The following is a 22,875-nucleotide window of genomic DNA, read 5'->3' on the forward strand; positions in this document are numbered from 1 at the left end:
AATTTTTGCAAAATTTTCTGCATTTCTATTTATTAATCACGACAATCTGTGTCGATTTCGATAAATTTAGATAATTCTTCATAAAATAAGCAGTGACAATAATACTAATCGTGAAGCTCATAATTGGGGGAACAAGTGGTATCCAAATACTCCATTTAATTAAAAATATCAGACATATCCCATATAAACTGACAATTGCTATGCAAGTTAGAATAGTTAAATAAAATAGCCGCTCGATGTAGTAAACTACTAAGCTAGCGACTAATGACCATGCAAAAATCCAGATAATTTCTTGCCAGAGATGCCAAGTTGATAAAAGCGATCGCTCATCAAAAACTGCACTCAACAATTGACTAATCATTTGTGCTTGTAAGAGAACACCTGGTATTTTTTCGATAGCACCTCCAGTTGTTAAGTAAGGCGTAGAAGAATAATCTTGAAAGCTTTGGGCCGTTGTACCGATAAGAACAATTTTATTTTTGATGGTGCTGGCGTGAACTTTTCCTGTTATTATCTCCCTGAGCGTGACCTGTGGCACAAATGTTTTTAGAGAACTATAAGAACGGTAATTTAATAAAATCTGGTGTCCTGAAGCATCAATTCCTTGGTATCCTCCTGTGTGTGCGGTGAGTGGTTGAAAAGTAATTTTACCCAGTTTCCAAGCACCATCCCTCGTAAATTTCAGAGAAATATTCTTAGCAGCTAAATAACGCAATGCCAATTGAGTGCTGAAACTATAGGAAGCTTTGCAAGGGGAAGAAGGAGGTGGAGTTAATGCTAGTAAATGACGACGGACAATGTTATCGGGATCGAGTACCAAATCGCTAAAACCCAAGCGTTCTAGCGATATTTCTGGAGGAGGTTTAATTCCAGGATGTTCGGATAAAGGATCGCTGACTCGACAAACTGAAATTAAATGTTTGTTATTATATAGATGTTTTCGTAGTTCTGGTAAGTTTGATTTCACAGGGCGATCGCGGTAGATATCTAATCCAATTGCTAGCGGTTGGGATGCTTCTAATTTTTTCAATAGCTTCAATAAAGATTCATCCGCAAGAGAACCTTGGGGTTTTTCTTGAGACTGTGCTTGCACATCTTCTTCAGTAATTGTCACAACTAACAACCGAGACTCAGGCTTTTCATCTGGGCGTAGTTGCTGCAATCGGTCAAATGCTTGTAACTCCAATGTTTGCAGAATTCCCACATATCGCACGCTCACAACTAAACCACTAGTGATTAAACTGATAAAAATCAGCCAAAGAAAATCAAGTTTTGAGCGTTTGACTTTGTTTGTTGACTCTGGCGACGATGAAACAGATGAAAACGACGAAGATAAACGAGAAACCAATGCCCCATGCCCCATGCCCAATGACGGCAGTTGCTCCACTTGGGGAGACCCCAAGACCGCACTGCCTCCCCCATTCCCCATGCCCAATTCTTGCCAACTCGGCGGTATCTCTGCAAGATTTTGGTAAATCACGGGTAGCCAACTGGCACAGGGAAATTGTCCGTCTAAGCCTTGGAGTCGTTCTCTAGCAATACGAACTGCTAAATAAAGAGATTGCCCTTGAGAATATGCTTGTAAGAAATGTTTGAGAAATGTTTGCGCTACTCGATCTGGAACAGGTTCGCGCATTACAATCAATTGGGGAATCTGCAAAGAAGCAAATTCCCTGGCCAATCCCAAGCCATCACAGGAGTTAAAGATTGCTAATTTTAAACCACGTTCCACGGCTTGCTTCAAAGCATACTTTAATTGACTAATTGTCAAACTCTCTGTTTGGTTAATGTAAATTTGACCTGTTTCTCCTGTGCTGTGGCTGGAACTATGTCCTGCAAAAAAAAGAATATCCCAATTTTGTTGCCATAAATTATCTGTTAAATCTTCACAGGATGGCTCTACAAGAAAGTCAATTTTTGTATCTGGTAGTTGTTCTAAAATTAGACGGTCTGTAGCTATATCGACTCCTTGACTATCACCTAATAATGCTAAAACTTTAACTTTTGTAGTCGTTTTTGGAAAAAAATTAACTTTCTCATAACTAGGGGCTGCTAAAGCGATTTCTGCATTTGGATAGCGTTCTATTATTTCCCAAAGATGCCAAGGAAGCTTTTGAAGTTGATAATCTTCAGTTTGTAAAATTACTCGAATTTGGTCATATTTCTGAAGTTTTTCCAGCCACTTCTCGCGGATATTGCGAAAGGTTTCTGATTGTAGCCATTGATTCAGGTGATGGCGTAATTTTTCGGCAGCTTGTAAACACTCTACATCCCTGGAAATGACTTTCTGCACTTTTGGCAATCCTTTGGGACGAGCAGAAAAATCTAGGTTGCGATAAATAGCTTGCCAATTATTAAAATCTAGCACTAATTCTTTATCTGGCGGCAATTCGCCGATAACTTCAGTTTCAGCACGGCTGTTTTCTTCTCCAATTTGGAGAGTAACTGGAAACCCAGCCTCAAAGCTACCTTTGCCAAATTTGAAAACTACTAATTTAGTCATCAGTCATTAGTCATTAGTCATTGGTGAAATGACTAATGAGGGTCTTAATCATAAAATATGTAACTTTGCTGCACATTAGATATCATCTCCAATTATTATATTTATGCAACAAACATAATTTTTTCTCAAGAATCTCACATATAGGAATCTGCTTTGATTCCTTCTTGTCTATTCCCTGTTCCCTTCCTACGCAAATAATTTCAGGAAAGTGTCGGTACAAGAAAGTATTTTAAATTTATTAGTTATTTTTATCAAATCGAAATTTTTATGTATTCAAGACAACATATAATTGAAATTTTTTCCACATTCGTGCTATTTAAAGGTGATGTTTTTGACCGTTGGGTTACTGATAGTAAGCTGCGGCGAAGTATGCAAAATTGTTTAGAACAATCTTCTTTTCAAGAGTCTGAAACCTTCTGGGCTATTTACTGGCATCGCATTTGGCAAACTCAAGCAAGTCCGATGGCTGTTGCTCATATAACAGCTTATTTGCAGGAAGTCTGCTATTGGGTGGCGAGAAAAATGAAGATGAATGTACTAAGTCAACATTCCATCGCCGACTTTTTCCAAACTGCCATAGCTCGCATTGATAAAGTTCTCAGAGGCTTTAATCCACAATTAAGTTCAAATTTGAAAACTTATGCTGAATTTACTTTTAGTAATTTAATCAAAGATTTATTACGTCAGCAGCAAGAAGTTGATATTTGTAGCGATTGGGGGTTGCTGCACAAAGTCAGCCAAAAGCGATTAGTAGAATCTCTCAAACAAGGGGGTTATCCATCGCAAATTATCGCCCGTTATGTTTTGGTCTGGAATTGTTTCTTGCAAGTATACGCACCCAATAATGCTGCAACTGCTCACAAACTAATGAAACCAGATAATGCAACATTACAGGCGATCGCCAAACTTTACAACACTGAACGCTTGAGTCAATCGAGTTCTCATCCAGCTTGTACTCCAGAAAATGTGGAATCTTGGTTAATTGCTACTGCTAAAGCCGTGCGTTTCTATGAATATCCGGCTTCTGTTTCCCTGGATGTTCCCGCACCCGGACAAGAAACAGGTGAATTACTCGATCGCTTAAGTAATGATTTTCAAGAATCGGTATTAAATGAAATCATTATCCAAGAAGAAGTAGAAAATATCAAACAACAAAGTAGGGAAATCAATAAAATTTTAAGCGACGCATTAGCAAAATTAGATACCACGGCCCAAGTACTTTTACAAACTTACTACAAGCAAGGATTGACTCAACAAGATATTGCCCAACATCTAGGAGTCAAACAATATACAGTTTCTCGGCAATTAACAAAAATCAAAAAGACTTTACTAATGGAATTAGCGCAGTGGAGTCAAAAAACACTGCATATTTCTGTGACATCTGACGTAATCGACAGTATGAGCAATTCTCTAGAAGAATGGTTGATTGCTCACTATCGCCCTCTTATTCTCTCGTCGCCAGTGGAGTCTTAACAATGACTTTTGATGTATCCCCAATTCCAGAACAGCTGACCTTAGAAATTTCGCCATCTTCTCAAACTGAGGAATCACCAGCTTTTTCTACATCTGGCGCGCGTTGGCGAGGTGCTATTAACCAAATGTGCTTAGATGCATTTTTACCTTGGTTAAGAGAGGAGCAATTTCCCACTGCAAGACTTTGGACTCAAATAGCCGCACTACCTAGCTTTTGGGAATTTGTTAATGGAAGTGCCATTGTTTGTGACGGGTTACGATTGGTATTAATACCCACAACGGCAATTGACACAACAGAACTACGCATACCTCAAGAATGGGTGGATATTCCCAGTTGGGTTGCTGATTATTATATCGGAATACAAATTAATCCTAATGGTGGTTGGCTGAGCGTTTGGGGATACACAACTCATCGGCAATTAAAAACCAAAGGAGTTTATGATGCAGGCGATCGCACTTACTCTTTAGATGAAGATTACTTAATTAAAGACATTAATGGCTTGTGGATTACTCGTCAACTTTGTCCAGAGGAAATTTTACGTGCGGCGGTGACACCTCTACCAGAGTTACCTTTAGCACAGGCACAAAACTTACTAGAACGCCTGGGTAATTCTGAAGTAGTTTTCCCGCGTTTAGCCATTCCCTTTGAACTTTGGGGAGCATTATTAGCACATGGCGGTTGGCGTCAGCAGTTGTACGAACGCCGCCAAGGATTATCGCCACAATGGTCAATTCAACAATGGTTGCAAACAGGAGTATCAAATTTAGCACAACAACTTGGTTGGGGAATAACTAGGTTGCAATTAGCTCCTCGTGGCGTGCGGAGTCGAGAAAATGCACAATCAAATGTCTGCTTATCGCGACAATTGACCATCGCCGATTATACCTGTCAGTTGCGTGTATTTTCTAGAGAAAATTTCACAGAGAATGTATGGCGCTTTGAATTACAAAATGCCAATCCAGATGAAATTATTCCCGTGGGATTTAAACTCAGACTATTAACCGAAGATTTACAACCCTTTATGAATAATGAGGATACAGCAACACAACCCAGCGATCGCCTTTATGTCGATGTAGAACTAGAGCCAGGAGAGGGGCTGGTATGGGAAGTTGAACCAACACCAGACGGCTACGAGCGAGAAATTTTACGTTTTTGAATACAAATTTCTGAAACCTTTTTTCAACGCAAATTTATTGTATCGGCAGTTTTTTAATTTGCTCAGTAAAGTATGCTTCTTGATGTTTGAGTTGTTGGGCGAGTTCTAGTCCTTTTTGGAAAGCTGTTAGTGCTTGAGGATATTCTTTGCGTTCTAAATACAATTGCCCAATTTGGTCATAAGCTTGCATCACTCCGTACAAGTTAGCAGCTTGTGTCTGTGTATCTACTAGAATTTGGCTAGCCTCTAAAGCCTCATCTATTTGTCCTTGAGAACGATACAACCCAATTATTTTTTGTAAAGCTTCACCAGCACGAACGAACTCCTGCAATTGCCAAGCAGTGGTATAAGCTTCTTGATAATTATTAAAAGCCTCTACTAATAACTTAGGATCTGTTTTGCCTAAAGATTCATAGTCTGAGGCCATCGCTAACTTTAATTCTGGTATTTTTATGAGATTATTTTGGCTAGTATAAATTTGTGCTAATTTGTTCAGTACATTGATTGACTGCTGTGGTTGTTCTGTCTGTGCGTAAATCTCAGCCAATTTTTGTAGATAGGTAACCTCATTTACAGATTCTCCTTGGGAAGTAGCTAAACTCAACAATTCCTCGTAAATTGGCGCAGCTTGGCGATAATCAAACCAACTCAGATGTAGTTCTCCAAGTGTCTTGAGAGTTTCCACTATTGCTGCGGTATCTTTTTGTTGCCTAACTGCCAATAAAACTTGGTTATAAGCTTCTATAGCTTGTTTTGGCGATCGCACATTTTGATAAGCTTCACCTAGCGATCGCCATAATTCTAAATCAATGTCAGTGGATTTTTTCTTAGATTGCGTTTGCTTTTGAATTGCTTGCAAACGTTGAGTAATATACATTATCTCTTGGCGATCGTTTTGATTCCAAGCGATGTAACCCACTCGCGATAATGCTTGTACCTCCTGTAAAGAACCTAAAAAGCGCCGCAAACGCAGTTCTCGGTTCCAAATTTCAAACGCCGTCACCTCATCCCCTGCTTGCAACTTCGCCGCAGCTTCTTGGTTTAACTCATCTAACGCTGGTTCTAGCTTTGTTCGTTCTTCGAGAGTTAAGGGCTTTTTATCCTTGGGCGATCGTGGTAAAAGGGGATCGGGCTTAGTGTATTCTAGTGGATTAGGAGGAAACTGATCCGGTGGTTTGGGCTTTTGACTCTGTGCTAACGCCAAAGAACTATTAAACAATATAGTGGCAGTAAGAATAACAATTAAACGCTGTAGCATACTAACTTTACCTTTTTCTATTGTGGATGGGGCATTGGGCATTGGGCATTGGTATTTATGTTAGATCTCCCATAAGTTTTAGATATTCCTTATTTCATTCTTGCCAACTTGTTTGACGGATAAAACATTAACAATTATCCCCATCGAAGGTAGGAGGCAGAACGCACGGGAGCAGTCCCAATGAAAAATTTTTTCATCTTTTCCACTTTTCGCCTTCCCCATACCTGATGCCCCATGCCCAATGCCCAATGCCCCATACCCCATTCCCTAGTACCATTAGCAAGGTCTACAATACTTCCAGATAATTTTTAAACAACAGGTTGATAGTTTGTAATGACCCATTCTACTGATATCATCACCTTAGCCCGCTGGATGGCGGCTGATTTTAGTAATCAAGAACAGGCTTTTGAAAATCCGCCTTTTTATGCACACATCCGTGTTTGTATCCGCCCCTTACCTTGGGAATTATTCTCAGGAGTTAGTTTATTTCTGGAACAAGCTTATGATTTTATGCTCAATCAACCCTACCGAATGCGGGTGATGAACTTGATTGAAACAGAAAATCACATTGTCATCGAACACTACACACTTAAAGAAGAACAAAAATTTTATGGCGCATCTCGCGACCCCGAACGCTTAAAAGTCTTATCCCTTGACCAGCTAGAAAAAATGCCTGGTTGCAATATGGTTGTAGAGTGGACAGGTCACAGCTTCAAAGGCAGAGTTGAACCTGGTAAAGGCTGTATTGTAGTTCGTGATGGTCAAAATACTTATCTTGATAACGAATTTGAAATTGACGACAAAGAATTTTTCAGTCTTGACCGGGGAAGGGACTTAAACACCAATGAACGTGTGTGGGGTTCTGTAGCTGGCCCATTTCACTTTCTCCGTTGGAATAATTTTGCTGATGAAGTGAAGGTGTAATAAGCGAGAAGTGAGGAGTGAGGAATTAAAACTCATAACTCATAACTCCCTTAATATCACATTTTCTGGTGTAGTTAAGAAGCTCAAAAATTTGTTCTCTTAAAGGATGGCAATTTAGATAGAATATTGATAATATAGTAAATCGTGGGTGTGGCGGCATAGCCAAGTGGTAAGGCAGAGGTCTGCAAAACCTCCATCCAGCGGTTCAAATCCGCTTGCCGCCTTAAGGCTTTCAGCCTTCTAAGAATAGTATAAAACAAATAAACTAGGGTAAATGATAGTCAAACTGATAGTCAAAGGTTACTTCTGATCCCATCTCAGCCCATTAGTCATTGGATGTAGTGTGTTATCGGTGGTCATCTGGCTGTCTGAATGTCTGGTTAGGTTATAGGCAACTAGCGATCGCCTGAGTTCCTTAAGCGCTGTGGCGACTATCTGATAGTCAGGGTCAGACTGGGAAAGGCTAGACCTAAGTTGAATCAGGCTAGCCTCTAAGGTTTCATATTGATTTTGAATATCCATACTAGGTTAACATATTGACTAAGTAGTAATAGTTATAACAAACTTCCTATAAAACTACCTATTTTCTTCGGTCATTAGTTTACCTATAACCCTCTGGTTAACCCCAGGGGGTTTTTAGTTGGGTATAGGGGTAACTGGCTTGCGCTAGTGATGTGGTTATTAGCTTGATGTTCTAGTATCTTTAGAACTTTCCTTAAAAGAAGTAAGAGTTACTAGAACAACAACAATGTGTCCTCCGATGTGCCTATGGTTCCCTGGCTAGCGCTGGCGATCGCTAGAATAAAAAATATTCTAACTAATGGGTGGCAGTGGGTGGCAGTTAGTGTTATAATGTAAGCAGGTAAACAGATAGGACTTGCCACCCATGACAGAAAGGATTAAGACATCAGTCCGATTGGATGCAGATGTAGTAGATATTATAGCCAGCTATGCTAATACCTTTACCAATGGGGATAAAACCAAAGCATTGAATGAGTTAGTAAGGGTGGCACAAGCCGCACAAGCCACCCAAGAGCCACCTAAAAATAACCCTGCCACCCAGAGCCACCCAGAGCCACCCAAGAATGATTTATTAGACAAGGTGGTATCAGAGATGGAAGAGTTAAAGACCCGGTTATATGAGATAGAGCAAAAGCTAGATAAACCCCAAGCAGATGAGATTGCCACCCATGTAGCCACCCATATAGCCACCTTAGAGATAGGGGATAAAGTCGCTGCCAGTCACCCAATCCACAGTACCTTGATATACTCTGAGCATTTAGAACAAGAGTGTAAAAAAGAGCGCAAAAAATATAAGGTCAGATGGTATCAGTCTTTAGGGTTAGTAGTGGCGGTACTAGTGGGTAAGAATGAAACAGTATTTGATGTACTAGCTAAGACAGACCCAGGTAGCCCCATAACCATTAAGGAAGATGGGATTTTTCTATTCTAAGTAAGGGGTAGTTTAGGTCAGCCTAAATACCAAATCATCTCAAATAGGGTTAACCCAATGTACCAGTTTCTATGTAAAATGTGCCAGTTATTGCCTACAAAGGTTGTTAGCTATGTTACAATGGTATCAAAGACATCAAAGATATCAGAGGTTAATCCGAATGGCTACTAAATACAGAAAAACTATTCCAGTGCGCTTTGATGATGATCAGTACCTCATACTGACCCATGACCACATACAATACATGGCTGATACCGGGATTAGACTTTCCTTAAATACTTACATAAAAATGAAGTTGGGACTTGTCGAGCATGTGTCCAACTCCGAAGTATAAATACCTATTCCTAAAGATAGATATTTCAATATCTTTAGGATTTCTTAAGGTTTACAGGATTACCCAGAGTCTAGAACCCTGATTCTACTGTTAGCTATTTCATCTTGACAGATTACTAGAGAAGACCGCAATAAGGAACACAGATTATGACAAGGACAGCAACCATCAAGTTTAGGGCTACAGAACAAGAAGTAGCAAAAGTCAAAGAGTTGGCTAAGGCGGCTGGTTACACCCAATCCGAATATGTTCGATTAGTGGCATTAGGGTTTTCTCTTAAATCCAACTAAACATCAAATGGGGTTAACCAGTAACCAGCTAGTTAACCCCCCAAGTTCAATATTAAGTTCAATATCTTACAAAAACCAAGGAACTAAAATCAATGACTACCGAAAATGCAGTAATGACCTTAACCTCAGTTATCAACCATAATAACACATTTGATAATATTCAGTCAATCTCTGATAAATACCAGGATGTTATCAGATTACTTGAGGCTATACATGGTGATAATGATGTTTGCTTCCAGACCTTTGATGATGCCAAAAGTGGTAATAAATCCCTAGTTGGTAACTGGCATGGGGCTATTAACCGATCAACTCTACACCGCATCGGCGCACTGAACAGTAGGGGGGCGGGCGCTTACTACACAGTTAACCAGACTGATGGTAAAGGAAGACTAGCCACCAATATTGAAGGCATCAATGCCCTGTTCATCGACATGGATGGAGTAGAACCACAGAACTTAGACAAACTACCTCCTGCCAGTGCAATAGTTCAGTCTAAGAATGGTAAGCATATTTACTGGTTTTTAAACCCCGGTCAAGATATTAAACTATTTACTCCTTATCAGGCTATGCTGTCTGAGTTAACCGGGGGTGACCCAAAAATCAAAGACTTACCCAGAGTCATGAGACTACCCGGTTTTTACCACATGAAGAACCCTAGCGCTCCTTTCATGGTTGAGTTGCTAGAGTTGCACATCGATCGCCGCTATAACCTTTCAGACTTCCCCACACCCGCCCCCGATGCTATCAAAAAGTCTAAGGTTTCTAAGGGGTCAAAGGTAAATATCAATGGCTCTCTGGAATCCCTAGAAGCGCTAGTAGCTGAATATAGAAGCCTGATTGCACCCGCCCCCCTTAGCCCTCGCCAAGTTGCCAATAAAAAGGCTCAGATGACTAAGGCTCTCCGGGCTTCATCTAGAACAGATGGGACAGCCTCGGACACCATGTTGAAGCTTGGTCATAAAATGGGGGCTTTGTTGACCACTGGGACTATGACCCCCTCTGAGTTGGTTGATTTGATGTTTGAAGCGGCAAAAGTGCAGTATGGGGCTGAGGTTAAGCCGGATGGGTCTATATGGAATGAGGCTGAAGCTAAGGGGCATCACATCCCTAGAGGACTGGCTTACTACCTACAAAGCGCTATTGATGCTCACAAGGAAGCCAAAAAACTATCAGATTTCTCCACCGCGATTGTTAAAAACTCTCAATATGTCTCACAGATGGGTATTGACTACAAAAAAGAGTTGATTACCATTATTAACTCAGCGATCGGAACAGGCAAGACAAAAGCGCTTGTTGATACCATCAGAGATATTTTAGCTGTAAACCCCGATGCCCAAATACAGGTAGTTTGCCACCGAGTACAACTAGTTCGCCAGTGGGAACATGATTTAGCTGAGTTTGGATTTATCGCCTATGACAACAAGGCAGCAATGAGTAGTCATGCTCATGCTTCGGCGGTTAAGCGCTACATTACCACCTATGACTCCCTTGAGTGCTTCCTATATCGGGGGTGGTCTACTGATAAAAAGAACCCTAGAATATTGGTTCTGGATGAAGTAGATCAGGCTTTAAACTACCTCCTGACTGCCACTGAAACAACCATAGCCAGAGTAAGAACTGAGACTTTTGATGTATTGAAGACACTATCAAAGCTGGCTACTAGCATCATTGCCACAAGTGCCACAGTAACCAATACTGAAGCCGATTTACTAAAGTACTTCACTGGGTCAGACAGTTACCAGATATTCATTAATGAGCATAAGCCATACCAGAAGCGCTTTGTTAAACTCCCCAGTGCTGAGGCTGCATATAGCCAAATCTGTAAGTCTATTGATGAGGGTAAGAATGTTTATGCCCCACTTGATTCTGCTGCTGATGCTGAGGCTTTATTTAACCGCCTGAAAGCTCGATATCCCCAAGTAACTATGGCTTTATTCACAGCCGCTACCAAGTCTCAGTATAACCAAAGTGATATTAATGGCTTAGTTCAACAATACCAAGTAGTTGTTACTAGCCCTACATTAGGCACTGGGACTGATATTAACTGTGAGCATTTTCATGATGTAGTTGGTATTTTTGATAACCCACAGGATTTAGGGGCGGCTGACTGTCTACAAGCGACTGGGCGGGTTAGATACCCTCTGGGTAGTGTTTATACATTCATCAATGACAGAACCCCTACAAGCGAATATATCCAAGCCATTGAGGATAAGATTACCAGCCTACAAACTAACTCATTAAATACTGACTGGATTCTCTACCCACATATTACTGGGCTAAGTTGTGAAAATGATGAGGAAATCCGCATTGAGGTTAAGAATCACCCGGACATGGAAGCCGCTACTAAGTTCCAAGCTATTTATTTAGGCAAACAGTTGGAGGGTAAGGTTCTTAGAGGTACTAAGTTCTGGCAGATGGTTGCTGAGGCTGGGCATACCATTGATGAAGCAAGCGCACTGAAGAAAACTATTACCAAAAAAGAGATAGGGGCTGCCAAGGAAGAGATAAAGCTAGAAGCTGCTCAGTTTATTGTGGATGCTCCTACTCTGGATGATGAAGAAGCTAGCAAACTGAAGTCCATGAAAGATTCAGTACTTACTAAGACAGACAAGGCAGCTTTAGATAGGTTCTTCATTGCCAAGGGGTTGAAGAAGGATGAGTTAACCCCTGATGATGTCTTGTGGTATAACCAGACTGGCAAAAATGCCCTCAAGGTCTACAGGATTGCAACAATGGATAGGGCAAGTGCTTGGGGTATGGACTACCAGGATTATGGAAAAATCAGTAACTATGATGCTAAGTTCATCCAGCAAGATCAGAAAACAATGGATGCCCTAGTTGCGGCTTTAGTCCCAGTGATAGAGAAAGGGCAGTTTACCAAGTCTGACCTGTGTGACTTTGAGGTGGTTATGAAGTCCTTGGGGGCTGAGGCTATCAGAAGGCTGGGGATAAAAGTAGATATGACAAAACCAACTGTAGTGGCTAATGGCATCCTGGGGCTTATGGGGTATGAGGTGGCAAGTAGGAAGGTTAGGGTTAACAATGTTCTAGTATCTCTTACTTCTTTTAAGGAAAGTTCTAAAGATACTAGAACAAAAGAGCTAGACTACCTCTACACAATATCCCCCGGTGAGTATAAGTACTTATTCAACTACTCCTTAGTACCTCAGATCACATTTAACATCACAGATGATCCTGAGTACTTAGATAGCCTTGATGATTCATAGTTAACCCTTAGCCCCTCTGGTAACCTTTAGGTAACCCCAGGAGGGTTAACCCTCTCCGGTTATCTTGAGTCTTGGCTTCCTCGGTTGATACTTAATAGGTCGCTGTGCGCCTGGGATGCCCCATTGGTCATATACAAACTCTGGGGTAACAAAGGGTTCATCAGTCCATTCCACAGTTATTTTAGTTGCCTTGGTAATCTCTTGACCTTTCTGGACTGCTTGACCAACTGCCTGAGCTTTTGCACTCTTAATACCCCAATAGGTCAACCTATCGCCTTGAATATGGTACTCAACTCCATCTAAGGTAACAATAAACATTTGATGTCCTCTGTATGTAGTCTCTATTGTAACCTGCCTATTTATCCTCAATCTTTAGTTGACTTCCGAACTGGCTAAACCGGAGATAATAGGCGAAAAGGGAAGCTAATCAGAGATAACCGGGGATTTATCCAGTTTGTCTTCCAGATTGGTTAAAGATAACATTCGGCTGGTTGCATCCCTGACTATCGAAGGATTCTAACTGCTAACTTGGTTTCCTATCGGCTCCATAAAATAACCTCGGTAAGTATAAATACTCATCGGGGTTTATTTTGCGCTGCTACTATTGAAATAACCAAATATCGCCTAATATTGCCTAATATCCTTATTTATCGGCTTTTTGATGTTGCGCTGCTACTATATATAAGACCTCTTCAGGGTCGCACAAAAATCCATATAAAAACCCTGGAAGCCTTAGACTACCAGGGTTATCTAATGCAGCCTACCCCGCTCTAGAAACTACCAAGTAATGACTCAATAACAAAGATGTCTTCAGTAGTCATCAAGTCCATATCGGGAACCTCTAATGAGCTTTTCTCTAGTTCTACCAGTTCTCGCAACTTAGGTACAAAATCAGTCCTCCAGCGGTCTAGATAAACCTCAGCAGGTAACCAGGTTGGGTCTTCATCGAACATTCGGGTCAACAGGTAATCAAACCATACTTGGGAGTCCAGAGGGTCAACCCCTGCCATTAACTCCACAACGGCTTCATAAAGTTCTGTGGTATCCTTGTAGGTTTTACCTTGAAATATCAAACCACCATTACCTACCCGATGAGTAGTAGACTCTACCCCGGAGAAAGGATGAGTAAGTAACTTGGCGACTATGCCCACATATCTAGCGATCGCCGCATCATCTCCATAGCTTTTTCGGTATTCGAGTAAGTAAGCCTCTACCAGAGATGCTGTTAACTTACCGAACTTAATCTGGGTATCGACAAACCGCTCTAGCCATAGCATAAGCTCTTTTCTAGACCGGGCTTTGTTAGCCGCCTCCTCTGCCTTCTTCCGCCGCTCGGCTTCCTGTTGGTCTTCAAATAGCTTGATTTGAGCTTTATACTCATCGATGTATTTTTGAAAGTCTCCCATGAGATTTACCTTATAGATTTCAATAATACTTTGTCAACTTCAATGAGGATGTGGTTGACAGAGTAGTTATATATGGAGGGACTAATCAATGAAAAAAAAACCGCACAGGATAAGTTACAGGGTTGATGATGATACCTACAACTGGTTAGAGGGTATGTCACAGGGTACAGGGCTATCAGTAGCAGAAGTAGCCAGAGAAGTAATGATGGTCAACCGGATGTCTGAGGATACCAAGCTACTCTATGGGAAATGTCTAGAGTATTTAGGCTCCCTAGAGTCTACCGAGTTTTTACAGGGGCTTGATGGGTTGATAGCGGTATTTAAGGAGGTCAAGTCAAATGGGTAGAAAGAGCCATTGCGCTATCTGTGCGCTTAATGCTGAGGCTAGGCAGAACTTTGAGGATAAGGTAAGGCTAGGACTGCCAGCAACCGCCTTAGTTGATTACCTGATAACTTTAGGGGTTCATGTAACACCTCAGCAGATTTATAGCCATAAAAAGCACAGTAAACCCATCAAGCCCCTGGCAACATACCAGAGCCACCCGACAGCCCCCCGGTTAACTACTAATGTATCGGCTGATGGGTTGACCACCGATGACAGACAAGAGAGGTTACTGGCGATCGCCCTAGAGGCTGTTGATTCCCTGGCTGCCCAGTTCAATGCTGACAATAACCTAAGAGTAGCCAGGATGCTTAAGGAGATGGGGGAGTGGGCTAGTCAGTTAGTTAAAGACAGGATGGCTAGGGAGACTATACCAGAACCCAATATTTCAGTATCTATCAACCTGGGGTCATTAGAGGAACAGTTGGGACTTGTAGAAACTAACTATCAAACAGAGGAATAAAAAACAATGGTTAATAAACTGACTTGGAATAAGTTAACCGATGCTCAGAAGCGCAGGCTTGTAGAAGTCTTACTCAGAAAAATAGAGCGATTAGAATCAATCGCCCATGACCTACCAGGTAAACCCCGAAGGATTAAAAAAAGAAATGGGGAAGTAGCGCTTGATCGAAATGCCAAAGCGCTTGATAGCTCTATAGGGTTATCCCAGATGTATAGCGGTCAACTTGATTAGCACCTTTCATCGAAAACATTTCGATATCCTGGGGAAACATTTCGATTTTCCATTAGCCCCCCCTGAAGAGCCAAAGCTCCCAAGGTATGACCAGTACCAAGGGAGCCACCAAATATTCATTAAAACAATAACATGTTGATTATAGCACACATTCCCCATAATGGGGGACAGCGCCATTGCGATTATTTCACCGATCCTATCGAAGTCCGGTTAGCCTGTGGTAACTCATGGGAACATAGCCTAACTGAGTACTTAAAGACTCAAGGGTTAGACAAGGTTTACCAACCAGACCAGTACATGACTTATCGATCGGTCTATTGGAGTTTGAAGACTGACCCGGATAACTGGAGGAGCCGGAAGCAGTCTAAGCTAGCCCCAGACTTATACCCAAAGTACCAGCGAGATATCCGAGTTATTCACAAGGGGGCTGGTTACAACTTAGAGGTAAAGTCCAAATCAGGCATCTTTAAAGACCATAACATACTAGTTGGCGGTATTGCAACCAGATGGGAGCGCTATAAGTTCCCGGTTCACTTTGTAGTCGCCATCGATCGCAACACTGGGGAAGCCAGAATAACCGAGGCGGATAGGTTAACCAGGGAGACAAGCTGGCTTAGGGTCAAGTCTAAGGAGCTATCCTATGCAGTCCCCCGGCATCTATTTAGACCCCTAAACACCTGGCTAGATTTCCTAAAATCCCAGTAACAGCCGATGGGGTTAACCCTGTTATCAGATTTCTGGTAGGGTTAGGGGGACTGTATTACCCGCATAATGCTTCAGGATAATCTCTGGGCTATTTCCTACCAACTTTGCCACTGTGGTAACTGTTAACCCCTGCTCTAACATCAGGGTAATAAATGTATGTCGAGTATTATAGGGGCATCGGTAGCGCTCTATTTTACCTTCATCCAGTAATATCTGGATTACTCCCTTGTAGAACTTCTTACCCATCCTAGTACCCTTCCAAATCTGAGTACTGAACTTATTGTTATTTATTATACCTCCAGTAGGGCTAGTAAAAACTGTTTGGTCTGGGTTAGGGGCATCGGGGCGGATAGATAGTAGTAGCTCCCTAACCTGGTTATTACATGGGAACTTCCGAGTTTTACCTGTTTTAGTACTCTTCCTGATATTTAGCTGGCTATCATAGGACTCTGTGAAAGTTATCTGGGTACAGTCTGAGTTGATATGCTTCCACTGAAGTGCTATTGCTTCCCCGGTTCGGCAACCAGTCCAGAATAGGAACTTAACAAAGGGGGCATAGTGCGGTCTAGTCTCCTCAAATGCCTTGATAATGATATTCATTTCATCCTTACTAAATGGGTCAATGGCATCTGAATCATGCTTAGGTAGCTTGATGTCTTCTGACATACCAGTAAAGGGATTATCTGTGATTAATCCGGAAGCCTTAGCCCACTTACAACAGGCGGCTAGGTAGGTCAGTACCCGCTTGGCTGCATTAGGGGTCAGTTGTGTTAGTAAATGATCTCTGATTGCGATCGCCTGACTCAAGTCCTTAGTAGGTAGGGCTTGGATGTGATTATGATACTTTCTGGCATAATCCCGGCGATAGGTGGTGGGGGCTAACTGGGGTTTCATAAACTCACAGTATTTAACCCAAAGTTGCAGTACATCTGACTCAGGGGTATTAGGCTTAACTATGGTCAGTTGGGGTTGCTTATAGGTTCCTAACTTCTCTCTGTAGCGGTCTAAAGTCGGGTCAAGGTTCCCGGTTAGTATATCCTCTTCTATCCAGTTAGCTATCGAGTCAACCCGCCTTCGGTTAATCTCATTAGCATCTAGCCCGGTGCTGAGGTATACCTGTTTACCCCCATCTACCACAGTTCTAGGCAACCTAAGCCTTAACTTTCCCCGGTACTCCTCAACCCCAACATTACCCTTAACCCGCTTAGCTGTATTCATGACTATCAATGACCTCTACCTACCAGATTATGATAGTCAGTATGATAGTCAAAGTCAAGATAGTCAGCGGGGGTTTATTGGTTAATCAAGGGTTTCTGGAAGTTTAAGTACTTTAGGCAGAGGTCTGCAAAACCTCCATCCAGCGGTTCAAATCCGCTTGCCGCCTTGAAGAATGTACATTAACAAAAACCATTACAGGGACGGGTTTGGCGCTCGTCCCTGACTTTTTTGGGGTAAAACTGGGGTAAATTCCAGCCTTTATATTTAATAATTTTGTTGGGTGGGCACTGTTTACTGATGCGAAAAACGTTGATTTTGTATACTTGTAGCAGTGCCCACCCTATAGTTATGGCTTGAGACTCCCTTTATTAAAATTCTGGAGCGATCGCCACACCATCACTAAGATTCAGCAATCCGGAGATAATAATTTTATCTTCTGGTTGTAATCCTTCAATTACTTGATAATTATTACCTTTAATTTGACCGAGCTTGACTTGTTTTTTTCGAGCCACTTGCACAGACGCGCCTTGGGGAGATGTTTGGGTTTCAACTACATAGACAAAAGTTTCTCCACCGACACGAGTCACTGCTGCGGTTGGAATTAAAATTCCAGGACGCTGATTCCAAATGACTCTCGCCCTAGCTAATTGATTTGCACGTACCTGACCATTAGAGTTATTAAAGAGTGCTTTAATTAGTATCCCTTGTGTTTGATCACTGCCATTGGGTGCAATGAAAAATACTCTAGTTCTACCTAACTTCTGACCCTGTGTATTCATAATCTCCATTGGCATTCCCTCACGCAATAGAGGTTTTCGCTGTGGAGGTATAGAAACTTTAACTTCTAAAGGTCGATTTTGCATTACAGTAACTAACGGTGTGGAAGGATTCACCAAATCACCCGCTTTTACCGAGATTTCGCCAACTGTACCAGCAAAGGGAGCAGTAATCTTCTCAAACTGGGGTTGCTGTTTTATATTTACATTGGCTTGTTGTAAAGATTTTTCAGCTTGTAAGATATTGGCTCGTTGGACTTCTATTCTAGAATCAATTGCATTGAGACTAGTTTTCGCAGCAGCAAGCCTATTAGCGTAGATATTGCTAGCCTGTCGAGATACTGCTCCTTGCTGAGCAAGGTTGAAATATTTTTCGTACTCCTGCTGGCTGAGTTGCACATTAGCAACGTAAGATGCGCGTTCCGCCTCCAAAGATTGGAGTGCAGCGCGGGCGTTTGCTAGTTGTCCTAAAAATAGCTCAGATGGAGGATTAATTCTATTTTGTGCTTGTTGCGCTCTAGAGTCTACTTGGATAATTGCTGCTCCTTGTGTTACAGAATCTCCAGGTTTGACAAAGATTTGAGTGACTTGACCCTGAATTGCCGGTTTGAGGTTAATTGAGCGCTGGGACTCCAGGGTAGCAATAAAATCTGAACTTTCCTCAATAATCCCGCTTTGTACTGTGGATATTTTGACTCTTACCCCTTGAGGTTGAACATTAGCAGTTGAAGGTACTGAATTTTTTGGAGTTAGCAAACGCCAAACGAGAGCTACTCCACCTCCTAGCAGTACTACAGCTAAAAATAACCAAAGCCACCGCCGTTTTTGTGGAGGTGGCTCAAATGAAGTTTGGGAAGAATTTTCTCCCAAATCAGTTTGAGGCTCTGGGGATGTCATGGCTGATAAGGAATTTAATGAACATCATGAATTAGAACTCAATCAAGATTTTATCTATTGAAATTCCTGATTTGGCATTAGCGATCGCGGCAAATTATATATTTACCCAATCAAAATATACTGTTTTGATAATTGCATCTAAATCTATCTAAAGGTGAATGATATATTTTGGAAAATCGTTTATGGGCTGATGACTGTTGACTGATGACTGATAACTGTTGACTGTTGACTAATGATTAATGACCGATGACTGTTGACTGATGACTATTAATTTTTAATTTTTCCTTTTTCCTTTTTGGTTGGTTGTTGATGTGAATTATTTAACATGGAAGATAACAACATTTGTTCAAAAGCCTTGGAAAGAGCAGTTTGAAAACGCTGACGGTGTTTGAGTTTGAAAAAGGGTCGAACTATTTCGACGATGGTAGTTTCTTTTTCTCTGTTATCAATAACTTTAATTGGGCGTAGAGTTCCAAGCTGGATTTCTTTTTTGACCATCAACTCAGAAATTCCAGTTGCGCCTACGCCGTTTTCAATGGCTGCTTTTGCCATTTCGCCACTGGTGAAGACTAAAATTACATTCAGTTCGCTGAGGTTGATTCCCCAATTGAGCAAGGCTTCCTCAAATCTTTGTTGAGTTCCAGATTCCGGTACTCGCATCACCCAAGGAGTTTCAGTCAGTTGGCTTAGCTCAATTTCTCCCTGCTCAAACCAAGGATGTTTTTCACCTACGACAATTAGTAAGCGATCGCTCCCCACAATTTCGTACTCTAGAGTAGTTTGAAGTGCTGGCTTTACATCTCCTTCCACTAAACCCAAATCAAATTGTCCCATTGCTGTCCCGACACAAATTGTTTCGGCATTGGCAAGGGTACAGTCAATTTGAATACCAGGATATCGGCTTTTGAACTCACTAATCTTGCTTGGTAGCCAATAATTACCAATTGTCAGACTTGAGCCTAATTTCAATTCACCCCGTTGTAGATTATTCAATTCCCGCAATCCCCTTTCAGTCAAGGAGACTTGATCGAGGATTTTCTGAGCCTCCACTTGCAGTAACTTACCAGCCTCAGCAATCTCAATGTGACGACCAATTCGATGGAACAACTTGACTCCGTATTCTTGCTCTAAGTTCTGAATGGCTGCACTGACGGCAGGTTGTGTAATATAAAGTTCTTCTGCTGCCCTGGTAAAGTGTAAGTGCTGCGCCACAGCCAGAAATATTTTTAGCTGCTCAAGCGTCATTCCTGCCATTGATGGTATTCCTAAAAATTGGTGTGAAAGTTTGCATCACTTCCATTTATCATTTTGACAAAAAAAAGCATTTGATTCTATCGTTTAGTTTGCTTAAAGTATAAATCAAAGCTTACTACGTAGTTATTGGTCGTTAGGAGTTAGGAGTTAAGAGTTAGGAATTAGGAGTTAGGAGTTGGGAATTATACCAATTCTTATCTCCGACAATGCCCAATGCCCCAATGCCCCATGCCCAATCCCCAAAATAAGGACTTTCACAGATGAGCGGTTTAGTCACTGCAATTACCACAGGAATTACAGCCTTCAGTGCTACGAATATTGACGATATTGTGATTTTGACGTTGCTTTTTTCCCAAGTAAATAAAACCTTCCGCAGTCGTCACATTATTGCTGGTCAATATCTCGGTTTTGCGGCACTAATCGCTGCTAGTCTTCCAGGTTTTTTCGGTGGATTAATTATACCGCAGTCGTGGATTAGACTACTTGGTTTTATGCCAATCATTATTGGTATGAGTAGTTTACTCAAACGCGAAGAGGATTCACCAGAGGAAGTATCAGAAGAAACTCAAGGTTCTTATCCTTCTGTGATTGGGAGTTTTCTGTCTCCGCAAACATGTAATGTAGCTGCCATTGCCTTTGCTAACGGTAGTGACAATATTAGTGTTTACGTACCCTTATTTGCCAATTTAGAATTAGAAAGTTTATTGGTGATTATGAGCGTATTCTTTGCCCTGGTGGGTGTTTGGTGTTATGCCGCTTATAAGTTCACTTACTTACCTGCGATAGCTCAATTTCTCACTGACAATGGCAGTACTTTTGTTCCTTGTATTTTGGTTGGATTGGGGGTGTTTATTGTCTCAGAAAATGTTACTTGGACTCTGTTAGCTGTAGTTTCTAGTTATCTATTTTCCTTAATTTTGAGCAGAAGTCAGAATTCAGGAGTCAGAATTCAGGAGTCAGAATAATTGAAGAATAACTTCATAAAATACCAGACTCAAAACTTTGTGTAATGTTTCAGAGTTAATTAATCACTAGTAGCTATAAATTCTAGTAAATTCTGATGAATAATGTCTTGATAATTTCTTAGTTAAGAAAATCAGAACTTCAGTAAACTCCACCCCTCCCCACAGTTCTTTCTGACTTCTAACTTCTGAATTCTGAATTCTGACTTCTGACTTCTGAATTCTAATTTCCCTTCAAAAACAATCAACATCAACAGGAGTTTAATTATGAAAATTTGGAAATCTCTGCTAATTGTTTTGATGATTTTGGTTAATTTCACCTTTGCTCAACCTTCTTTTGCCGATAGACCAAAATTTAGTGAAAACCCTGATTATGTGCAGGTTACCAAAGCACTCAAACAACTTACTCAGGTAAAAAAAGCTAAAACTCAACTGGCTAATGTGACACCAGAAGAAATTCAAAATAAAATCGATGAGTTAGAATTCCAAAAATATGCTTTAGAGACCGGAATTAACTGGGGTCAATGTGAGAACAAAACAGGTAATACTATTGCAGTGTACGGCAAAGTAGCAAATGAAGAAGAGGAAGAAGATGCTGTTTATGACAATGGTCTGTATTTTCTAGCTGATGGCCAGTCCACTCGAAATAACTGGGATTGTGATGGATTCTATTTACCTAATGATGCTCAGCTTGCAGCCTTAACGCCAGAGAAAGAAATTCAAGAGTTTACAGAACCAGTAGCTATTAAAATACCTGATGGCAGCAAGTTAACGATTAAAACCAATCCAGAGAATGGTGCTATTCAAATCAACATTCCCAATGCTGAAATTGTCAAAGCTAATGAAGTTAATTGGTTTATTCCCAATGTATCACAGGCTTTAATAGATACACGAGTTCCCAATGCGCCTATTGAGAAGTCTTAAATCAGTCACTATTAAACAGTAGTTAGGGCTTGCTAGTTACTGCAATCTGCTTCTTGACTAAATATTTTCCAATTTAACAGGTTCACAGCCACAATCAGAGACAAAACAGGACAAAGACTGGTAAAAAATCTCTCTGTTGTTGGCTGTTTTCTTTGGGTAATTACTGCATGGCGTTAACGAATATCCTGCTTTTTATCTGGCGTAGGCGTAGCAGTTTGTAGACATCACTTTTCACTGCACCCTACTTGAGAAAAATACCAAATTTCAGTTAAAATAAACCTAGCAAAAAAATGTACAATCACAATAAATATATTTCAGTAGCACAATTAGCGCGTTGGATGCAAATAATCTGGAAGGAGATTTGCTATTACTTTCGCGTTTTTTGGAGAGGAACCTCTTTCGTAATAAAGGTATTATTGATGCAGCTAAAATCCAAACCTACAGAAGAAGTTAAAGAGCAAAAGAAACCAGGACGACTAAATCCATCTCGTATCCGAGACCACTTAGCAAATGAGCGTACATATCTAGCTTGGATGCGGACAGGGATTGCTCTTTTGGGTTTTGGTGTGGTCATTGTGCGTCTGCGTGCTTTCCAAATACCTTTGGTACCCCGTCCTGGGAACGGCTGGAAGTTAGGTTTAGTCTTTTCGCTGGTGGGTTTGATTACGGTGTGGCTGTCAACAGGACACTATTTTGCAGTGCGTCGTGACATCGAAGAAGATACCTATGAACCAACAGACCGTTGGGTGCTGCTATTCAGTTTAGCTGTGATGATTCTTGGTGCTGGAGTTATTTATTTTGTGTTTACAACATCTTTAGATCCAACGAGTCCAGTGATTGCTGAGTAATACGTAATACGAATTTGGAATGAAAGGATTTTGGATTAAAGGCTTGATTAGACAATACATGCTATCCAAAATTTGGTATTAAAACTATGCACAGATATGTAGGGTGTGTTAGCGACAGTGTAACGCACCCTACAATAATTTATACCAATTTGAAAAAAGAATGCGACACATAGACAAGACCCCTCCCCAACCC

At 41.1% G+C, this 22,875-nt stretch carries 20 protein-coding genes and 2 tRNA genes; 14 read left to right on the top strand and 8 right to left on the bottom strand.

Annotated features, from left to right (window positions below; all coding sequences use genetic code 11):
* Positions 1-25: 25 nt before the first annotated feature.
* Positions 26-2,503 (bottom strand): CHASE2 domain-containing protein, encoded by a 2,478-nt coding sequence (locus tag GNE10_RS35755; RefSeq protein WP_260446796.1) that lies wholly within the window; start codon positions 2,501-2,503, stop codon positions 26-28.
* A 267-nt stretch (positions 2,504-2,770) separates the two neighbouring features.
* On the opposite strand from GNE10_RS35755, the gene GNE10_RS03925 reads away from it, so the two are divergent.
* Positions 2,771-3,976 carry a sigma-70 family RNA polymerase sigma factor gene (locus GNE10_RS03925; RefSeq protein ID WP_185563740.1) on the top strand — a complete coding sequence of 402 codons (1,206 nt, stop codon included), beginning with the start codon at positions 2,771-2,773 and terminating at the stop codon, positions 3,974-3,976.
* A gap of 2 nt (positions 3,977-3,978) precedes the next feature.
* The gene (locus GNE10_RS03930) at positions 3,979-5,133 is read left to right on the top strand and encodes a DUF1822 family protein (RefSeq protein ID WP_185563741.1); all 1,155 of its coding nucleotides are present in this window, start codon (positions 3,979-3,981) and stop codon (positions 5,131-5,133) included.
* Between the two features lie 34 nt (positions 5,134-5,167).
* On the opposite strand, the gene GNE10_RS03935 is transcribed toward GNE10_RS03930, so the two are convergent.
* Entirely contained in the window at positions 5,168-6,391 is a 1,224-nt protein-coding gene (locus GNE10_RS03935; RefSeq protein ID WP_185563758.1) for a lipopolysaccharide assembly protein LapB, read from the bottom strand.
* Positions 6,392-6,724: 333 nt separating this feature from the next.
* Here GNE10_RS03935 and GNE10_RS03940 point away from each other — a divergent pair, with 333 nt between their 5' ends.
* Both GNE10_RS03940 and GNE10_RS03945 read left to right on the top strand, forming a co-directional pair.
* On the top strand, positions 6,725-7,315 hold the full coding sequence (locus tag GNE10_RS03940) for a chromophore lyase CpcT/CpeT (RefSeq protein WP_099065817.1): 591 nt from the start codon (positions 6,725-6,727) through the stop codon (positions 7,313-7,315).
* 152 nt (positions 7,316-7,467) lie between these two features.
* Positions 7,468-7,539: transfer RNA gene (locus GNE10_RS03945), tRNA-Cys, on the top strand.
* Between the two features lie 76 nt (positions 7,540-7,615).
* Here the strand turns inward: GNE10_RS03945 and GNE10_RS03950 are convergent.
* The gene (locus tag GNE10_RS03950; protein ID WP_185563742.1) at positions 7,616-7,837 is read right to left on the bottom strand and encodes a hypothetical protein; all 222 of its coding nucleotides are present in this window, start codon (positions 7,835-7,837) and stop codon (positions 7,616-7,618) included.
* Between the two features lie 364 nt (positions 7,838-8,201).
* Here GNE10_RS03950 and GNE10_RS03955 point away from each other — a divergent pair, with 364 nt between their 5' ends.
* The 3 genes from GNE10_RS03955 (at position 8,202) to GNE10_RS03965 (ending at position 12,616) form a co-directional block, all read left to right on the top strand.
* Entirely contained in the window at positions 8,202-8,768 is a 567-nt protein-coding gene (locus GNE10_RS03955; RefSeq protein ID WP_185563743.1) for a hypothetical protein, read from the top strand.
* Positions 8,769-9,248: 480 nt separating this feature from the next.
* Complete coding sequence (locus GNE10_RS03960; RefSeq protein WP_185563744.1) at positions 9,249-9,389, top strand: plasmid mobilization protein; 141 nt, start codon at positions 9,249-9,251, stop codon at positions 9,387-9,389.
* 92 nt (positions 9,390-9,481) lie between these two features.
* Positions 9,482-12,616 (top strand): DEAD/DEAH box helicase family protein, encoded by a 3,135-nt coding sequence (locus tag GNE10_RS03965; protein ID WP_185563745.1) that lies wholly within the window; start codon positions 9,482-9,484, stop codon positions 12,614-12,616.
* A gap of 45 nt (positions 12,617-12,661) precedes the next feature.
* Here the strand turns inward: GNE10_RS03965 and GNE10_RS03970 are convergent, their stop codons facing one another.
* Positions 12,662-12,934: a hypothetical protein gene (locus GNE10_RS03970; protein ID WP_185563746.1), complete on the bottom strand. Its 273-nt coding sequence runs from the start codon at positions 12,932-12,934 to the stop codon at positions 12,662-12,664.
* A gap of 452 nt (positions 12,935-13,386) precedes the next feature.
* Positions 13,387-14,022, bottom strand: a complete 636-nt coding sequence (locus GNE10_RS03975) for a hypothetical protein (protein ID WP_185563747.1) — start codon at positions 14,020-14,022, stop codon at positions 13,387-13,389.
* A 154-nt stretch (positions 14,023-14,176) separates the two neighbouring features.
* On the opposite strand from GNE10_RS03975, the gene GNE10_RS03980 reads away from it, so the two are divergent.
* Genes GNE10_RS03980 through GNE10_RS03990 form a run of 3 tightly spaced genes read left to right on the top strand, consistent with a single transcriptional unit; the run spans position 14,177 to position 15,098 of the window.
* Positions 14,177-14,368 carry a hypothetical protein gene (locus GNE10_RS03980; RefSeq protein WP_185563748.1) on the top strand — a complete coding sequence of 64 codons (192 nt, stop codon included), beginning with the start codon at positions 14,177-14,179 and terminating at the stop codon, positions 14,366-14,368.
* Positions 14,361-14,867, top strand: a complete 507-nt coding sequence (locus GNE10_RS03985; protein ID WP_185563749.1) for a hypothetical protein — start codon at positions 14,361-14,363, stop codon at positions 14,865-14,867. The genes GNE10_RS03980 and GNE10_RS03985 overlap by 8 nt, the downstream gene beginning before the upstream one ends.
* Before the next feature lie 6 nt (positions 14,868-14,873).
* On the top strand, positions 14,874-15,098 hold the full coding sequence (locus tag GNE10_RS03990; protein WP_185563750.1) for a hypothetical protein: 225 nt from the start codon (positions 14,874-14,876) through the stop codon (positions 15,096-15,098).
* 729 nt (positions 15,099-15,827) lie between these two features.
* On the opposite strand, the gene xerC is transcribed toward GNE10_RS03990, so the two are convergent.
* Entirely contained in the window at positions 15,828-17,021 is a 1,194-nt protein-coding gene (gene xerC, locus GNE10_RS03995) for a tyrosine recombinase XerC (RefSeq protein WP_185563751.1), read from the bottom strand.
* A 62-nt stretch (positions 17,022-17,083) separates the two neighbouring features.
* On the opposite strand from xerC, the gene GNE10_RS04000 reads away from it, so the two are divergent.
* A tRNA-Cys gene (locus GNE10_RS04000) sits at positions 17,084-17,187 on the top strand.
* A 202-nt stretch (positions 17,188-17,389) separates the two neighbouring features.
* Here the strand turns inward: GNE10_RS04000 and GNE10_RS04005 are convergent.
* Positions 17,390-18,694 (bottom strand): efflux RND transporter periplasmic adaptor subunit, encoded by a 1,305-nt coding sequence (locus GNE10_RS04005; protein WP_185563752.1) that lies wholly within the window; start codon positions 18,692-18,694, stop codon positions 17,390-17,392.
* 267 nt (positions 18,695-18,961) lie between these two features.
* Positions 18,962-19,948 carry a LysR substrate-binding domain-containing protein gene (locus GNE10_RS04010; RefSeq protein WP_185563753.1) on the bottom strand — a complete coding sequence of 329 codons (987 nt, stop codon included), beginning with the start codon at positions 19,946-19,948 and terminating at the stop codon, positions 18,962-18,964.
* A gap of 260 nt (positions 19,949-20,208) precedes the next feature.
* Here GNE10_RS04010 and GNE10_RS04015 point away from each other — a divergent pair, with 260 nt between their 5' ends.
* The 3 genes from GNE10_RS04015 to GNE10_RS04025 all read left to right on the top strand — a co-directional run bounded on the left by GNE10_RS04015 (position 20,209) and on the right by GNE10_RS04025 (position 22,682).
* Positions 20,209-20,913: a cadmium resistance transporter gene (locus tag GNE10_RS04015; protein ID WP_185563754.1), complete on the top strand. Its 705-nt coding sequence runs from the start codon at positions 20,209-20,211 to the stop codon at positions 20,911-20,913.
* Positions 20,914-21,177: 264 nt separating this feature from the next.
* Positions 21,178-21,834, top strand: a complete 657-nt coding sequence (locus GNE10_RS04020; protein WP_185563755.1) for a hypothetical protein — start codon at positions 21,178-21,180, stop codon at positions 21,832-21,834.
* Between the two features lie 419 nt (positions 21,835-22,253).
* Entirely contained in the window at positions 22,254-22,682 is a 429-nt protein-coding gene (locus tag GNE10_RS04025; protein ID WP_099066014.1) for a YidH family protein, read from the top strand.
* Positions 22,683-22,875: the final 193 nt, after the last annotated feature.

Source organism: Nostoc sp. 2RC (assembly GCF_014222165.1).
GTDB classification, from domain to species: Bacteria; Cyanobacteriota; Cyanobacteriia; order Cyanobacteriales; family Nostocaceae; genus Nostoc; species Nostoc linckia.

Bases quoted from the DNA above. Each gene is read 5' to 3' on its own strand.
- GNE10_RS35755 (WP_260446796.1), bottom strand. From the start codon at position 2,503: ATGACTAAATTAGTAGTTTTCAAATTTGGCAAAGGTAGCTTTGAGGCT.
- GNE10_RS03925 (WP_185563740.1), top strand. From the start codon at position 2,771: ATGTATTCAAGACAACATATAATTGAAATTTTTTCCACATTCGTGCTA.
- GNE10_RS03930 (WP_185563741.1), top strand. From the start codon at position 3,979: ATGACTTTTGATGTATCCCCAATTCCAGAACAGCTGACCTTAGAAATT.
- GNE10_RS03935 (WP_185563758.1), bottom strand. From the start codon at position 6,391: ATGCTACAGCGTTTAATTGTTATTCTTACTGCCACTATATTGTTTAAT.
- GNE10_RS03940 (WP_099065817.1), top strand. From the start codon at position 6,725: ATGACCCATTCTACTGATATCATCACCTTAGCCCGCTGGATGGCGGCT.
- GNE10_RS03950 (WP_185563742.1), bottom strand. From the start codon at position 7,837: ATGGATATTCAAAATCAATATGAAACCTTAGAGGCTAGCCTGATTCAA.
- GNE10_RS03955 (WP_185563743.1), top strand. From the start codon at position 8,202: ATGACAGAAAGGATTAAGACATCAGTCCGATTGGATGCAGATGTAGTA.
- GNE10_RS03960 (WP_185563744.1), top strand. From the start codon at position 9,249: ATGACAAGGACAGCAACCATCAAGTTTAGGGCTACAGAACAAGAAGTA.
- GNE10_RS03965 (WP_185563745.1), top strand. From the start codon at position 9,482: ATGACTACCGAAAATGCAGTAATGACCTTAACCTCAGTTATCAACCAT.
- GNE10_RS03970 (WP_185563746.1), bottom strand. From the start codon at position 12,934: ATGTTTATTGTTACCTTAGATGGAGTTGAGTACCATATTCAAGGCGAT.
- GNE10_RS03975 (WP_185563747.1), bottom strand. From the start codon at position 14,022: ATGGGAGACTTTCAAAAATACATCGATGAGTATAAAGCTCAAATCAAG.
- GNE10_RS03980 (WP_185563748.1), top strand. From the start codon at position 14,177: ATGTCACAGGGTACAGGGCTATCAGTAGCAGAAGTAGCCAGAGAAGTA.
- GNE10_RS03985 (WP_185563749.1), top strand. From the start codon at position 14,361: ATGGGTAGAAAGAGCCATTGCGCTATCTGTGCGCTTAATGCTGAGGCT.
- GNE10_RS03990 (WP_185563750.1), top strand. From the start codon at position 14,874: ATGGTTAATAAACTGACTTGGAATAAGTTAACCGATGCTCAGAAGCGC.
- xerC (WP_185563751.1), bottom strand. From the start codon at position 17,021: ATGAATACAGCTAAGCGGGTTAAGGGTAATGTTGGGGTTGAGGAGTAC.
- GNE10_RS04005 (WP_185563752.1), bottom strand. From the start codon at position 18,694: ATGACATCCCCAGAGCCTCAAACTGATTTGGGAGAAAATTCTTCCCAA.
- GNE10_RS04010 (WP_185563753.1), bottom strand. From the start codon at position 19,948: ATGGCAGGAATGACGCTTGAGCAGCTAAAAATATTTCTGGCTGTGGCG.
- GNE10_RS04015 (WP_185563754.1), top strand. From the start codon at position 20,209: ATGAGCGGTTTAGTCACTGCAATTACCACAGGAATTACAGCCTTCAGT.
- GNE10_RS04020 (WP_185563755.1), top strand. From the start codon at position 21,178: ATGAAAATTTGGAAATCTCTGCTAATTGTTTTGATGATTTTGGTTAAT.
- GNE10_RS04025 (WP_099066014.1), top strand. From the start codon at position 22,254: ATGCAGCTAAAATCCAAACCTACAGAAGAAGTTAAAGAGCAAAAGAAA.